Below are 13,551 nucleotides of genomic sequence, written 5' to 3'. Positions count from 1 at the left end.
GGCCACGGGTGACGAGGACGAGCGGGACATCCCGCTCCCCGGCGGCTCCGACCCGCTGGGTGATCCGTTCCTGGCGACACGCATCCCCGGCGGCTCCGACCCGCTGGGTGATCCGTTCCTGCCGACACGCATCCCCGGCGGCTCCGACCCGCTGGGTGATCCGTTCCTGCCGACACGCATCCCCGGCGGCTCCGACCCGCTGGGAGATCCGTTCCTGCGGACGCGATTCGCCCTGCCGGGTCGCCCCGGCACGTTTCTGCGCCGCGACAGGCTGGTCGAGCACCTCGGGCAGGCCCTGCTGACCCCGCTGACCGTGGTCAACGGCAGCGCGGGAGCCGGCAAGACCCTCCTGGTCGCGGACTGGGCCGCGCACCTCGGACAGCCGGTCGCCTGGCTGACGCTCGACGCGGCCGTGGACGGCCCCGGAATGTTCTGGGCCCATCTGCTCCAGGCCCTCAACGCCGGCGGCGTACCCGTACCCGCCGCGATCGGCTTCCCCGCCGACGCGACCCGCGTCCATCACACGCTCCTGAGCAGGATCGCCTCGGAACTCGCCGGGCGCGACCGGCCCGTCGTCGTGGTGATCGACGAGTTCGACCAGGTGGCCGACCCCGAGCTCGCGCGTCAGCTGGAGTTCGTCCTGCGGCACGCGAACCCGGGACTGCGCCTCGTCCTCGTCAGCCGCAGCGAGCCCCTCCTCCCGCTCCACCGCTACCGCATCGCCGGTGAGATGACCGAGATCCGGGACGCGGAGCTGGCCTTCACCACCGAGGAGGCGGTCGACCTCCTCGAACTGCACGGTCTTTCGCTGTCCGTACCGGTGGCCCGGGCACTGGTGGAGCGCACCCGTGGCTGGGCGGCCGGCCTCCGGCTGAGCGCCCTCGCGGCGCGGTCGAGCCCGGACCCCGAGCTCTATCTGAAGCAGTTCGAGGCGGGACGGAGCACCATCGCCGACTTCCTGCTCGCCGAGGTGCTGGACCGGCAGCCCCCCGAGACCCAGGACCTGCTGCTGCGGATCAGCGTCCTGGACCGCTTCTGTCCCGACCTCGCGGACGAGCTGACCGGGCGGCGCGACGCCGCGACGATCCTGGCGGGACTGCACCGCGCGAACGCCTTCGTCGAGGACTACGGCCACAGCTGGTACCGGCTCCATCCGCTGTTCCGGGAGATCCTCCGGGCCCATCTGCGCCGGCGCGCCCCCGGCCTCGAAACCCGGCTGCACCGGCGCGCCGCGCACTGGCTCCGGCGCTCCGGGACACTGCGCGAGATGCTGGTCCACGGCGCCGCCGCGCAGGACTGGACGTACATCGCCGGGGCCCTGGTCGAGGACCTCGCGATCGGGCAGCTCTTCACCGGCCCGGGCTCCGGAGAGATCGGGCAGCTCCTCGCCGGCCCCGGCTCCGGAGAGCCGGTGGACTGGTTCGCCGGCATGGAGGGCGAGACACCCGACCCGGCCACGAACCTCGTCCGCGCCGCGTGCGAGCTGTCCCGGTCGGATCTCGAGAGAGGCCTCGCACACCTCCGCCGAGCGACGGAACAGCTCTCCGCCGAGGAGTGCCGCTCCCCGGCGGCCCTGCTGACCTGCGCCCTCCTCGGGGCACTGGCCGGGCGGCTGTCCGGCTCGGCGCACCTGGCCGAACAGGCCACCCGGTCGGCCCGCCGGCTCATGCGGCAGATGCCCTCCCGGCTCCTTGACGGCCACCCGGAACTCGGCGCCCTGCTGCTCACCCACGTGGGCTCGTCCCGGCTGTGGGCCGGACGCCTCGACGAGGCGCGGGAGGCCCTCACCCTGGCGGCCCGCACCCCCCGTACCGCGTCCACCGTGCTCCCGCGGATGGAGGCGCTCGAACTCCTGGCGCTCGTCGACCACCTCGACGGGTGGCCGAACGCGGCGGAACGCAAGGTCCTCGCGATGACGGCCGAGGCCGAGCGGTACGGCCTCACCCCGCGGGGTTCCGGACTCGGACAGCTGGTCCTGGCCGCGGTCGCCCTCGGCCGGGACGACGTGGACCGGGCCGAGGCCCTCCTCGCCGAGCTGCCCGATCCGGCGCCGGTGGATCCGGTGGCGGCCGCGACCAGAAACGCCGTCACGGCCGACGTGCTGCGGGCCCGGGGCCGTACGAGCGCCGCTCTGACCGCCGCGACCCGCCCCGTCCCCGCCGCCGACGACTCGCCCTGGGCGCGGGGGCGTGCCGCGCTGGCCGTCTCGGACGCGCACCTGACCGAAGGCCGTCCGGACGCGGCCGTCGACGTCCTCCGGCGGGTCGCCGGGGACCAGCCGCTGTGCACCGTCGGCACGGCGCGGGCACACCTCGCCGCCGGGGACCCCGGCACGGCCCTCGACCTGCTCGACGGTCTCGCGGACCACGGGCGGTGGGGACCGGGGGTGGCCGTACCGGCCGCGCTGGTACGGGCCCGGGCGGCGGCGCTCCAAGGAGACACCGCCACCACCCGCAGGCTGCTGGCGCAGGCGCTCGTCGCGGGCCGCCGCGAGGAGCTCAGACGCGTCTTCCGGGACGCCGGGCCCTGGATCGGGCCCTTCCTCGCGGAGCCCCCGCTCAGCGCGCTGGCCGCCGGATGGCTCGTACCAGGACTTGAGTCGCCGGCACCCTCGCCGGGCGGACCCGGACCCGGACCCGAAACGCCGCTGGAGCAGCTCAGCGGGCGGGAGCGCGAGGTCCTGGAGCGGCTCGCCCGGGCGATGTCGACCGAGGACATCGCCGCCGACCTGTACGTGTCGGTGAACACGGTGAAGACCCACCTGAAGAGCGTCTACCGAAAACTCTCGGTGCACCGGCGCAACGACGCCGTCCGCCGCGCCCGCGAGCTGCGGCTGCTGTGAACCGGACGCCCGGTGCCGGAGCGGGGACCGCCCCACGATCACCCGCGGCGGGTGAGGCAGGAGGAGACCGTGAGGCGGACGCTGGGAGCAAGGGCCGACCGGCCCGGTGACAGGCACTCCCGGGAGGGGCGCGCCATGCAGTACGAGATCCGCGTCGACGGCCTCATGTCGGAGGCGCTGATCGGATCCTTCCCCGAGCTGGAGCACGTGATGATCTCCGGCCAGACACTGCTGTACGGCCCTCTCCTCGACGAGGCGCACCTCTACGGCCTGCTGGCCCGCTTCCAGTCGCTCGGACTGCACGTGGTGGAACTGCGGAGGCTGCCGGAATGACGGAACGACCGAGGGGGGACCCCGGCGGGAGCCCGACGGGACAAGGACCCGGAAACGGAGCACGGACATGGACACACCGACGTACCTCGCCTATGACTATCCGCTGCTGGGCATGTTCTGGACCATGCTCTGGCTGTTCCTGTGGATCCTGTGGTTCATCCTGCTCTTCCGGATCATCGGCGACATCTTCCGTGACGACTCCCTGAACGGCTGGGGCAAGACCGGCTGGCTCGTCTTCGTCATCCTGCTGCCGTTCCTCGGTGTGTTCGTGTACCTGATCGCCCGCGGCAAGAGCATGGGCGGCAGGGAGATCGAGCACGCCCGCAAGAAGCAGCAGGCCTTCGACGCCTACGTCCGCGAGACCGCCGCCGGTGACAGCCGTCCCAGCAGGGCCGAGGAGCTCTCCCGGCTCGCCGACCTCCGGGCGAAGGGCGACATCAGCGAGGAGGAGTTCCAGCGGGCCAAGAGCCTCGTCCTGAACGACGACCGGCCCGCGTCCGCCGGCACCACCACCGCCCGTCAGTGAGACGGGTGCGAGGAAAGGAGAGACCGAGATGAACGCCACGCACACCCCTCACGCGTCATCGGCCAAGTACGCCTGGGCCGGGGGCCTGCGGATCTTCGCCGCCGTCATGCTCGCCCTCGCGGGCGTGCTCGGCATCCTCCGCGGCATCTCGGCCATCGCCGAGGACGAGGTCTTCGTCACCACGCGCAACTACGTCTTCCAGTTCGACCTCACCGGGTGGGGCTGGGTCCACCTCGGCCTGGGCATCGTCGCCGTGCTCGTCAGCTTCGGACTCTTCACGGCGGCGACCTGGGCGCGGTACAGCGGCATCGGTATCGCCGCACTCGTGATCATCGCCAACTTCCTGTCGCTGCCGTACTACCCGTGGTGGTCCGTCATCGTGATCGCGATGTCCGGCTTCATCATCTGGGCCCTGTGTGTCGACCGGGGCGAGGACACGGGCGTGGGGCGGTAGCCATGAGCGATCTGAAGTTCGAGCAGAAGAGCTCCCTGTCCCGCACGGAGGCCGCGGCCCAGCTGGAGGCGCTCGCCGCCGCGCTCAGGGAGGGTGGCGAGGTCGACCTCCCGATGGGGCCGGGTGTGCTGACCCTGAAGGTTCCCGACGAAGTCCGTACGGAGGTGGAGTTCGAGGTCGGCGACGGCGAGATCGAGCTGGAGATCGAGCTGAAGTGGCCGACGGACGGCGTCAGGGCCAAGCCGGAGCCGAAGAAGGCCGAGGCCAAGGCGAAGCCGGAGCCGAAGAATGCCGAGGTCAAGGCGAAGGCCAAGCCCGAACCGAAGAAGGCCGAGGTCAAGGCGAAGGCCAAGCCGGCGGCGGCGAAGAAGGCCGTGGTCGACGCGAAGGCCAAGCCGGCGGCGGCGAAGAAGGCCGTGGTCGACGCGAAGGCCAAGCCGGCGGCGGCGAAGAAGACGGTGGTCGACGCGAAGGCCAAGCCGGCGGCGGCGAAGAAGACGGTGGTCAAGGCGAAGGCCAAGCCACCGACGAAGAAGGCCGAGGTCAAGGCCACGACCAAGCCGGCGGCGAAGAAGGCCGCCAAGCCCGGGCGCGCCGCCGCGAAGCGTACGTGAACCGGGGGCTCTCGGGGGGCCGAGTGCTCCTGTTTCACCCACATGACCTGGCTGCCGTGCCGGTGCGGCCGGGCGGGAGTTGGGTGGAACCAGGACACCCGGACCCCGGAGAACGGAGCCTGCCATGTACGAGATGCACATCGCGCCCGACGACTCCAGCGGCCTTCTGGTCTGGCACGTGATCGCCAAGGAGGCGGTCAGGAGTCTCTGCGGTCAGCCGGTCGACCGTGGCGCGGACGGGGTGCGGACGGACCGGCACTGTCCGTCGTGCATGCGGTCCTTCCAGGACCTGATGAGCGCCCGGGCCGAGGCGTCGGCGGAGGGCCGGCCGGACGGCGCCATGGCCTGACCGGCCGTCCTGGCTGTCCCGACCGTCGTCGCCGTGGCCGTCGTGGCCTTCGTCGTCACCGCCGGATCAGCCGGCGGGCGGTCGCCGCCGCCACCGCCGCCGTGCGCGAGTCCACGCCCAGCTTGGCGAAGATGTGCACCAGGTGGGACTTCACCGTCGCCTGGCTCAGGAACAGCGCCTTGCTGATCTGCTGGTTCGACAGGCCCTCGCCCACCAGCTGGAGGACCTCCAGCTCGCGTTTGGTCAGGGCCTCCGCCGGGGTCCGCATCCGGTCCATCAGCCGGTGCGCCACCGCCGGCGCGAGGGCCGACTGACCGGCGGCGGCCGTCCGGACCGCCGCCGCCAGCTCCTCGGGCGGCGCGTCCTTCAGGAGGTAGCCGGAGGCCCCCGCCTCCACCGCCGCCAGGATGTCCGCGTCCGTGTCGTACGTCGTCAGGACCAGCACCTTCGGCCCGCCCGGCGCCGCCGTGATCGCCGCCGTCGCCTCCGAACCGTGCATCCCGGCGCCGAACTGCAGGTCCATCAGGACCACGTCCACGTCCCCGGCTGCGGCCAGTTCCACCGCCCGTTCGGCCGTGGCCGCCTCCGCGACCACGGCGAAGTCCGGTTCGGTGTCGAGGACCGCGCGCAGGCCGGCCCGTACCACCGGGTGGTCGTCGGCCAGGAGGAGTCGGATGGTCATGCTTCAGGCTCCAGCGGGGAGAGGGAGGGAGACGGCGACGGCGGTGCCCTGGCCGGGCGCCGACTCGACGGTGAACGTGCCGCCCAGCGACTCCGCCCGCGAGCGCATCGCCGGAAGCCCGAAACCGCCGTCGGAGGACGGGCGGACGGAGGCGGGGTCGAAGCCCCGGCCGTCGTCGACCACGTCCAGGGTCACCGACGCGTCCATGAACGACAAGGTGATCTCGGCCCGCGAGGCCGAGGCGTGCCGCACCGTGTTCGCGAGCGCCGACTGCGCGATCCGCAGCAGCGCCACCTCGTACGGCGTGGGAAGCTCCGCCGGTGTGCCGCTCACGGAGAAGCGGACCCGGGGCCCGGCCGCGGGCAGCCCGGTGACCGGCTCGCACAGGCGCTCGAGGGCCGCGGCGAGGGAGCCGTGCTCCAGGTCCGGCGGCGAGAGCGCCCGGACGAAGCGCCGCGCCTCCGCCAGATTGTCCTGCGCCGCCTCGCGCGCCCGGCCGATGTGGCCCGCGGCGGGGGAGTCCGGCGGGAGCACCCGCTCGGCCGCCCGCAGCAGCAGCTGGATCGAGGACAGGCCCTGCGCGAGCGTGTCGTGGATCTCGCGCGCGAGCCGCTCCCGCTCGGCGAGCGTCCCCGCGTGCCGCTCCGCCGCCGCCAGCTCGGCCCGCGTCTCGATCAGCTCCTCGATGAGCCGGCGCCGTCGCTCGCTCTCCCGGTAGAGGGCCTGGTAGCCGAGGACCGTCGCCACCGCGACCGCCGCGCCGAGCAGCGGCCCGATGAAGACCCCCGGATTGAGCGCGGCGCCGTGCCCCACGTACGAGAGGATCGCCGCGCCCGCCGTGAGGGCCACGGCCGGCAGCGACCAGCGGGTGGGCAGCAGGTGCAGCTGGAGGAAGTACAGGGGGAAGGCCAGCCAGAGTGCTTCCGGGGTGAGCCAGAGCAGGCCGAGCCAGGACGCTCCGAGGACCGCCAGCCACACCGCGGCGGCGCGCTGTGAGCTCCGCACGGACGGCAGGTACGAGCCGGCCGCGTAGACCGCGCCCATGACCACCGCCGCGACCGTCCCGGCGGTCGAGTCCGCCCGTACCGCCGCCAGGACGAGCAGGCCCGCCATGAGGAGGTGCAGGCAGAGGCGCAGCGCGCGCAGGGCGGGGGTCAGAGAGCGGGGATCCATGATCCCTCCAGCGTAGACACCGGGCGACAATCCGGACTCAACCGAAAGTTTGATTCCGGAGCCATCCGTGGCGCGATGCCCGCGGGGTACCTCGCGGACCACTCTGGTCAGCATGTTCGTGGCATGGAGAGACCTGAGATTCGCCAAGGGGCGTTTCACCCTCATGGGCACGGTGATCGTGCTGATCACCCTGCTCGTGGGTTTGCTGTCCGGGCTGACCGCCGGACTCGCGCGAGAGAACATCTCCGCGATCACCGGCCTGCCCGCCGACCGGCTGGCCTTCGCGGCGCCGCCGGCCGGGCAGTCGGCCTCCTTCACCAATTCGACGGTGACGGAGGAGCAGTGGCGCGGGTGGGCGGAGCGGCCCGGGGTGACGGCGGCCGATCCGCTCGGCATCCGTACCCTCAACGCCGCCGCCGGTGACCACACCGCCGCCGTCTCCGCCTTCGGCTCGGAGCCGGACGCCGGACTCGCCCCCGCGAAGGTCGGCGCGGGCAAGGTCGTCCTGTCCGAGTCGGCGGCGGAGGAGCTGGCCGTGGGCGTCGGAGACAGTCTCCGCCTCGGTCCGCTGGAGGTCACCGTCGCCGCGGTCTCCGGCGATGCCTCGTACAGCCACACGCCCGTGGTGTGGACCTCCCTCGACGACTGGCAGAAGGTCGGCCGGAGCGGCACCGCCGCGCAGGAGCAGGCCACCGTGATCGCGCTGAGCGGTGACGGTGCCGACTGGGCGGCCGGTGACAAGGCCGCCGGCACCGAGGCCCGCACCCTCGACGGAGCCCTCACCGCCATAGGGTCCTACCAGGCGGAGAACGGTTCGCTGCAGTTGATGCGCGGGTTCCTCTTCGCCATCTCCGCGCTCGTCATAGGAGCCTTCTTCACCGTCTGGACCATCCAGCGCAGCGGTGACGTCGCCGTCCTCAAGGCGCTCGGGGCGTCCACCCCGTACCTCCTCAAGGACGCCCTCGGGCAGGCCGTCCTCATGCTCACCGCCGGCACCCTGCTCGGCACCGCGCTCGCGGTCGGCATCGGTGCCCTCGTCAGCGGCGGGAACGTGCCCTTCGTCCTGGAGCCGCTCACCGTCCTCGGCCCGGCCGCCGTGATCGTCGTCCTCGGTGTCCTCGGCGCCGCCCTGTCCATCCGGCGGATCACCGCCGTCGACCCCCTCACCGCCCTCGGGAGCGCCCGATGAGCCTCGTCCTCGACGCCGTCACCCTCACCTACCCCGACGGCGACGGCCGGCTCACCGCCCTCGACGCCGTCTCCCTCACCGTCCCCGCCGGTACGCTCACGGCCGTCGTCGGCCCGTCCGGCTCCGGCAAGTCCAGCCTCCTCGCGGTCGCCGCCACCCTGGTGACCCCGGACGAGGGGCGGGTCGTCGTCGCCGGTACGGACACGGGGCCGCTGACGGCCGCCGCCAAGGCGGAGCTGCGCCGTGAGCACATCGGGATCGTCTTCCAGCAGCCGAATCTGCTGCCCTCGCTGAGCGCGGCGGAGCAGCTTCAGGTGATGGCCCATCTGTCGAAGCGTTCGCCCAAGGCGGTACGGGGCCGGGCCCTGGACCTGCTCGACGCGGTGGGCCTCGCGGACCAGGCGCACCGGCGGCCGCACCAGCTGTCGGGCGGCCAGCGGCAGCGGGTGAACATCGCGCGGGCGCTGATGAACGAGCCGTCCGTGCTCCTGGTCGACGAGCCGACGAGCGCCCTGGACCACGAGCGGGGGGCGGCGGTCATGGACCTCCTGGCCACGCTGACGGCGGAGCGGGGGACGGCGACGGTCCTGGTCACCCACGACCGCACGCACCTGGCCCGCACGGACCGCACGGTGACGGTCCAGGACGGCCGCCTGACGGAGTCGATCCCGGCCTGAGCCCCGAGTGGGCACTCAGCCGGCCCGGCGGGCCCGGGCGCGGGCCCGCCACCCGAGGGCGACCGAGGCCAGGCCCACCAGCACGGCGACGTACGCGCCGCCGAGACCGTTGCCGGTGCCGAGGCCCCCGTCCGCGGTGGCCGCGACCACCGCGCCGACGACCACGGCGATCGTCCCGGCGACGAGGGCGGTGACGGCCCCGTTCCGACGGGCCCAGGTGCGCAGGTGGCCACGGCCCGTCGTGCGGGCCAGGGCGAGGCCTCCGTTGACCGTGCCGACCAGGCCGACCACAGCGGCCAGCGAGGATGCGACGCGGCCGGCGCTCAGGGTGTAGACGCTCGCGGCGACCGGCTGGACGGCGGGGTCCGCGGCCGCCGGCACGGCGAACGCGAGACCGCCGACCACGACGGCTCCGGTCAGGGCGAGCACGGTGCGGACGGACATGAGGTGCTCCTTCTCCTCGGTGACGGGACCCTCCGAGGATGTCCACCGGACCGGCCGTGCGTCGTCCGGCGGACGCGGTCACTTCGCGCTGCCGCGGACGCGGCAGGAACGGCGGGACTACCGCGTCCGCGGTAGGCGCCGGCTCCTCCGTCAGTGGGATCCGCCCACGCCTCCCGCGCGGCTAGGGTGCGCGCATGATCAGAGGACGCTTCGAGGTCCCGGACGGTGTCGTGGACGGGGTGATCGCCGTCGGTGTGGCGGCGGCGCTGCTGTCCGCCGGGGCGTCCGGGCCGCACGCCGGCACGGGTCTGGACCTGCTCGGCTACCCGCTCCTCGTCGCCGGCGGTCTTGCCCTCGCCGCGCGCCGCCGCGCTCCGGTCCCCGTCCTCGTCGTGACCGGTCTGTGTGCGGCGGGCTATCAGGCGGCCGGTTTCGACGTGCCCGCCGTCGCGTACCTGTTCGCGGTGTACGCGGCCGTGCGGGCGGGGCACCGCACGGTCACGATCGCGGTGAGCCTGCTCGTGCTCGCCGCTCTCCCGGTGGCGGCGCTGGCCTCGCTGCACGACACGGGCGAGGCGTTCGCGCGGGCCCGGGGCGCCCTGGAGCTGGCCTGGCTGGTCGCGGCCGGGGCGGCGGGGGAGGCGCTGCGGCAGGCCGAGCGGCGGGCGGACGAGGCCGAGCGCACCCGGGAGGAGACCGCGCGGCGCCGCGCGGACGAGGAGCGGCTGCGCATCGCGCGTGAGCTGCACGATTCGCTCACCCACCAGATCTCGATCATCAAGGTGCAGTCCGAGGTCGCGGTCCACGTGGCCCGCCGGCGCGGCGAGCGGGTGCCGGAGGCCCTGCTCGCGATCCAGGAGGCGGGGCGGGAGGCGACCCGGGAACTGCGGGCGACCCTGGAGGCGCTGCGCGACGACGACACGGCCCCGCCGCGCGGTCTCGACGACGTTCCGGACCTGGTGGCCCGGGCCCGGCTGACCGGTCTGGACGCCACGCTGACGATCGAGGGGGAGCGGAGGGACGTGCCGGTCGCGGTGGACAGGACCGTCTACCGGATCGTTCAGGAGTCGCTCACCAACATCGCCCGTCACGCGGACGCGGCCACGGCCTCGGTACGGATCGACTGCCGTCCCGACGCCCTGACCGTACGGGTCGACGACGACGGGAAGGCGGCGCCGGACATCGCGCCGACGCCCGGCACGGGGCTGCTCGGGATGCGTGAACGGGTCACCGCCCTCGGCGGGGGGCTGAGCGCGCGCCCGCGGACGGAGGGCGGCTTCACCGTCCGGGCCCGGCTCCCCCTGGAGCGGACGTCGTGATCCGCGTTCTGCTCGTGGACGACCAGCCGCTCATCCGCAGCGGGTTCCGCGCGCTCCTCGATCTGGAGGACGACATCCAGGTGGTGGGCGAGGCCGGTGACGGCGGGGAGGGCCTGGCCCTGGCGGGTGAGTGCATGCCCGACATCGCGCTCGTGGACATCCGGATGCCGGTCATGGACGGTGTCGAGGTGACCCGGCGCATCGCCGCCGAGCCGGCTCTGGCCGGGGTGCACGTGGTGATCCTGACCAACTACGGCCTGGACGAGTACGTCTTCCACGCGCTGCGTGCCGGCGCCGCCGGGTTCCTGGTCAAGGACATCCTGCCGGAGGACTTTCTGCACGCGGTGCGGGTCGCCGCGCGGGGCGACGCCCTGCTGGCACCGTCGATCACGCGCAGGCTCATCGACCGGTACGTCGCCCAGCCGCCGGAGACGGGTGCCGGAGCCGGCCTGGAGGAGTTGACCAACCGCGAACGGGAGGCCGTCGTCCTGGTCGCGCGGGGGCTGTCCAACGCCGAGATCGCCGAGCGCATGGTGATCACGCCGATGACCGCGAAGACCCATGTGAACCGGGCCATGACCAAACTCGCCGCCCGCGACCGTGCTCAACTGGTCGTCCTGGCCTACGAATCCGGCCTGGTGGCGCCGCGCACCCCCGGGTCCTGACCCACGAAAAGCGAGGGCCGGGATCGCCGCGGCATCCCCGGCCGTACGACGCGAAGGCCGGGATCGCCGCGGCACGCCCGGCCGTACGACGCGAGGGCCGGGATCGCCGCGGCATCCCCGGCCCCGACGTTGGGCGTCAGCCGAACCAGACGACCAGGCGGACGTTCTCGTCGCCGTGGACGGCGGCCCGGTCGCGCATCGCCGTCCACACCGGGGCCCAGTCGCCGTCCGGCGGGACGAACATGCGGGGCGTCCAGGTCACGGGGCGGTAGACGGCGCCGTTCCAGGGGACCTCGCCGCCCGGCGGCCACTCGTGCGGCATCAGGTCCTCGCCGAAGAGCTCCTCCGCCGCGTCGAGGACCTCGATCGGCGTCCCGGGCACGGCGTGGAGGACGAGTTCGCCGTCCGGGCCCGGCCGCCATTCGCCGACGTGGTTGCCGTCGGGCCCGTCGCAGAGCGGCCCGTCCCAGTCGACGGCCGCGACCTCGGCCCAGGTGGCGTACGAGTGGCTGTGGCTCAGCTCGTCGTACGCCGGGACGTCTTCCGAGGCGTCGTCCGGGATCCCGCGCCGGTCGAACAGGGGCCGTTCCACCTGGAGCGCCCCGCCGTAGCCGAAGAGGCACTCCCTGGCGTGCCGGTCGCGCCGGAGCGCGGACTCCGGGAGGCCGAGTGCGGTCCGCCAGCGCCCGTCGCGCTCGCGGACCTCGATCACACCGTCGATGTCGACCCCCACGCCGACCTCAGCCCTGGTTGTTGCCCGAGGTGTTCGCCAGGGCCGCCGACAGTTCGCGGGCCACTTCCTGGAGGATCGGGACGATCTTCTCGGTGGCCGCCTCGGTGACCCGGCCGGCGGGGCCCGAGATGGAGATGGCCGCCGCGGTGGGGGAGTCCGGTACGGAGACCGCGAGGCAGCGGACTCCTATCTCCTGCTCGTTGTCGTCGACCGCGTACCCCGTCTCGCGGACCGCCACGAGCGCGTCGAGGAAGCCGTCCGGCGTGGTGATGGTCTTCTCGGTCGCGGCCGGCATGCCGGTGCGGGCGAGCAGCGCCCGTACCTCCTCCGCCGGGGTGTGCGCGAGGAGTGCTTTGCCGACGCCGGTCGAGTGCGGCAGGACCCGGCGGCCGACCTCGGTGAACATGCGCATGGAGTGCTTGGACGGCACCTGCGCGACGTACACGATCTCGTCGCCGTCGAGCAGCGCCATGTTCGCGGTCTCGCCGGTCTCCTCGACGAGCCGCGCGAGGTAGGGGCGGGCCCAGGTGCCGAGGAGGCGGGAGGCGGACTCGCCGAGCCGGATGAGCCGGGGGCCGAGCGCGTACCGGCGGTTGGGCTGCTGGCGCACGTAGCCGCAGGCGACGAGGGTGCGCATCAGCCGGTGGATGGTGGGGAGCGGGAGTCCGCTACTGGCGGAGAGCTCGCTCAGCCCGACCTCGCCCCCGGCGTCGGCCATCCTCTCCAGGAGGTCGAAGGCGCGCTCAAGGGACTGGACGCCCCCGCTCGCGGCGGCGGGTTTGGCGGCGTCGGTGGTGCTGGCGCTGGACGTCGGCACGTCAACGGTCCTTTCGGGGCAGGCGGGCAAGGCAGCAGCCTACCGGGCCGCAGGCCGGGGCACACGGTCCCGGTATCGGCGTCAGCGCCGGTCAGGGGGTGTTTGTCCGGTGTCGGCGCGGGCCCGGAGCGGTCCGGGTCTGGCCCGCATGTGCGGAGCTACGTTCTACTGTACGGAATTTTCATTCCACTTTGTGGAAACCTCTAAGTTGAGTTCGCCGACGGCCGATGCTGGAAGTGTGCCCTTGACGACCTGTCGCCCGGAAGTGAAGACTCCTTTTCAACAGTTCGTTGAAATTCGCGTGCTCTCTCTGCGAATCGCTTGAAGATAGGGGTACGGGTGGACGTCAACCTGGTCCTGCGCTCGACACGCGTCATCACCCCCGAGGGGACGCGCCCGGCGTCGGTCGCCGTCTCCGGTGGGACGATCGCGGCGGTGCTGCCCCACGACGCCGAGGTGCCCGCGGGTGCCCGTCTGGAGGACGTCGGCGACGACGTGGTCCTGCCCGGTCTCGTCGACACCCATGTGCACGTGAACGACCCGGGCCGCACCGAGTGGGAGGGCTTCTGGACGGCCACCCGCGCGGCGGCCGCGGGCGGCATCACCACCCTGCTCGACATGCCGCTCAACTCGCTGCCTCCCACCACCACGGTGGACAACCTGCGGGTCAAGCAGGAGGTGGCCCGCAGCAAGGCGCACGTCGACGTCGGTTTCTGGGGCGGCGCGCTGCCCGA

Annotated in this window: 16 protein-coding genes; 11 read left to right on the top strand and 5 right to left on the bottom strand. The window is 73.3% G+C overall.

The window, feature by feature from the left end:
* The first annotated feature begins 178 nt into the window (after positions 1–178).
* The 6 genes from ACF07V_RS35275 (at position 179) to ACF07V_RS35250 (ending at position 5,118) form a co-directional block, all read left to right on the top strand.
* Entirely contained in the window at positions 179–2,842 is a 2,664-nt protein-coding gene (locus ACF07V_RS35275) for a LuxR C-terminal-related transcriptional regulator (protein ID WP_392159905.1), read from the top strand.
* A 135-nt stretch (positions 2,843–2,977) separates the two neighbouring features.
* Positions 2,978–3,175 (top strand): hypothetical protein, encoded by a 198-nt coding sequence (locus ACF07V_RS35270; RefSeq protein WP_392159761.1) that lies wholly within the window; start codon positions 2,978–2,980, stop codon positions 3,173–3,175.
* A 67-nt stretch (positions 3,176–3,242) separates the two neighbouring features.
* A complete protein-coding gene (locus tag ACF07V_RS35265) occupies positions 3,243–3,701 on the top strand; it encodes an SHOCT domain-containing protein (protein WP_392159760.1) in 459 nt (152 codons plus the stop codon).
* 28 nt (positions 3,702–3,729) lie between these two features.
* Positions 3,730–4,155 (top strand): hypothetical protein, encoded by a 426-nt coding sequence (locus tag ACF07V_RS35260; protein WP_392159759.1) that lies wholly within the window; start codon positions 3,730–3,732, stop codon positions 4,153–4,155.
* Between the two features lie 2 nt (positions 4,156–4,157).
* Positions 4,158–4,769 carry an amphi-Trp domain-containing protein gene (locus ACF07V_RS35255; protein ID WP_392159758.1) on the top strand — a complete coding sequence of 204 codons (612 nt, stop codon included), beginning with the start codon at positions 4,158–4,160 and terminating at the stop codon, positions 4,767–4,769.
* A 124-nt stretch (positions 4,770–4,893) separates the two neighbouring features.
* A complete protein-coding gene (locus tag ACF07V_RS35250; protein WP_392159757.1) occupies positions 4,894–5,118 on the top strand; it encodes a hypothetical protein in 225 nt (74 codons plus the stop codon).
* A gap of 55 nt (positions 5,119–5,173) precedes the next feature.
* Here the strand turns inward: ACF07V_RS35250 and ACF07V_RS35245 are convergent, their stop codons facing one another.
* Positions 5,174–5,800: a response regulator transcription factor gene (locus ACF07V_RS35245; RefSeq protein ID WP_351188462.1), complete on the bottom strand. Its 627-nt coding sequence runs from the start codon at positions 5,798–5,800 to the stop codon at positions 5,174–5,176.
* Between the two features lie 3 nt (positions 5,801–5,803).
* Positions 5,804–6,973: a histidine kinase gene (locus tag ACF07V_RS35240; RefSeq protein WP_392159756.1), complete on the bottom strand. Its 1,170-nt coding sequence runs from the start codon at positions 6,971–6,973 to the stop codon at positions 5,804–5,806.
* A 112-nt stretch (positions 6,974–7,085) separates the two neighbouring features.
* On the opposite strand from ACF07V_RS35240, the gene ACF07V_RS35235 reads away from it, so the two are divergent.
* Positions 7,086–8,162 (top strand): ABC transporter permease, encoded by a 1,077-nt coding sequence (locus ACF07V_RS35235; protein ID WP_392159755.1) that lies wholly within the window; start codon positions 7,086–7,088, stop codon positions 8,160–8,162.
* Positions 8,159–8,839: an ABC transporter ATP-binding protein gene (locus tag ACF07V_RS35230; protein ID WP_392159754.1), complete on the top strand. Its 681-nt coding sequence runs from the start codon at positions 8,159–8,161 to the stop codon at positions 8,837–8,839. The genes ACF07V_RS35235 and ACF07V_RS35230 overlap by 4 nt, the downstream gene beginning before the upstream one ends.
* A gap of 15 nt (positions 8,840–8,854) precedes the next feature.
* On the opposite strand, the gene ACF07V_RS35225 is transcribed toward ACF07V_RS35230, so the two are convergent.
* Positions 8,855–9,283, bottom strand: a complete 429-nt coding sequence (locus tag ACF07V_RS35225; RefSeq protein ID WP_392159753.1) for a DUF6223 family protein — start codon at positions 9,281–9,283, stop codon at positions 8,855–8,857.
* Positions 9,284–9,477: 194 nt separating this feature from the next.
* Here ACF07V_RS35225 and ACF07V_RS35220 point away from each other — a divergent pair, with 194 nt between their 5' ends.
* A complete protein-coding gene (locus tag ACF07V_RS35220; RefSeq protein WP_392159752.1) occupies positions 9,478–10,602 on the top strand; it encodes a sensor histidine kinase in 1,125 nt (374 codons plus the stop codon).
* Positions 10,599–11,267, top strand: coding sequence for a response regulator (locus tag ACF07V_RS35215; RefSeq protein ID WP_392159751.1), 669 nt, complete (start codon positions 10,599–10,601; stop codon positions 11,265–11,267). Before ACF07V_RS35220 ends, ACF07V_RS35215 begins: the two co-directional genes overlap by 4 nt.
* 136 nt (positions 11,268–11,403) lie before the next feature.
* Here ACF07V_RS35215 and ACF07V_RS35210 read toward each other — a convergent pair whose 3' ends face one another.
* Together ACF07V_RS35210 and ACF07V_RS35205 are read right to left on the bottom strand one after the other, a co-directional pair.
* Positions 11,404–12,000 (bottom strand): hypothetical protein, encoded by a 597-nt coding sequence (locus tag ACF07V_RS35210; RefSeq protein WP_392159750.1) that lies wholly within the window; start codon positions 11,998–12,000, stop codon positions 11,404–11,406.
* 7 nt (positions 12,001–12,007) lie between these two features.
* A complete protein-coding gene (locus ACF07V_RS35205; RefSeq protein WP_369147381.1) occupies positions 12,008–12,817 on the bottom strand; it encodes an IclR family transcriptional regulator in 810 nt (269 codons plus the stop codon).
* Between the two features lie 339 nt (positions 12,818–13,156).
* Here ACF07V_RS35205 and ACF07V_RS35200 point away from each other — a divergent pair.
* A partial coding sequence (locus ACF07V_RS35200; RefSeq protein WP_392159749.1) for an amidohydrolase family protein occupies positions 13,157–13,551 on the top strand: 395 nt, incomplete at its 3' end.

Source organism: Streptomyces sp. NPDC015661 (assembly GCF_043077765.1).
In the GTDB taxonomy this organism is placed as follows: domain Bacteria; phylum Actinomycetota; class Actinomycetes; order Streptomycetales; family Streptomycetaceae; genus Streptomyces.
This window is presented reverse-complemented; position numbering and strand designations above follow the sequence as displayed.

Coding starts and splice junctions, on each gene's coding strand:
- ACF07V_RS35225 (WP_392159753.1), bottom strand. CDS start 9,283: ATGTCCGTCCGCACCGTGCTCGCCCTGACCGGAGCCGTCGTGGTCGGC.
- ACF07V_RS35270 (WP_392159761.1), top strand. CDS start 2,978: ATGCAGTACGAGATCCGCGTCGACGGCCTCATGTCGGAGGCGCTGATC.
- ACF07V_RS35240 (WP_392159756.1), bottom strand. CDS start 6,973: ATGGATCCCCGCTCTCTGACCCCCGCCCTGCGCGCGCTGCGCCTCTGC.
- ACF07V_RS35245 (WP_351188462.1), bottom strand. CDS start 5,800: ATGACCATCCGACTCCTCCTGGCCGACGACCACCCGGTGGTACGGGCC.
- ACF07V_RS35235 (WP_392159755.1), top strand. CDS start 7,086: ATGTTCGTGGCATGGAGAGACCTGAGATTCGCCAAGGGGCGTTTCACC.
- ACF07V_RS35255 (WP_392159758.1), top strand. CDS start 4,158: ATGAGCGATCTGAAGTTCGAGCAGAAGAGCTCCCTGTCCCGCACGGAG.
- ACF07V_RS35230 (WP_392159754.1), top strand. CDS start 8,159: ATGAGCCTCGTCCTCGACGCCGTCACCCTCACCTACCCCGACGGCGAC.
- ACF07V_RS35260 (WP_392159759.1), top strand. CDS start 3,730: ATGAACGCCACGCACACCCCTCACGCGTCATCGGCCAAGTACGCCTGG.
- ACF07V_RS35250 (WP_392159757.1), top strand. CDS start 4,894: ATGTACGAGATGCACATCGCGCCCGACGACTCCAGCGGCCTTCTGGTC.
- ACF07V_RS35220 (WP_392159752.1), top strand. CDS start 9,478: ATGATCAGAGGACGCTTCGAGGTCCCGGACGGTGTCGTGGACGGGGTG.
- ACF07V_RS35265 (WP_392159760.1), top strand. CDS start 3,243: ATGGACACACCGACGTACCTCGCCTATGACTATCCGCTGCTGGGCATG.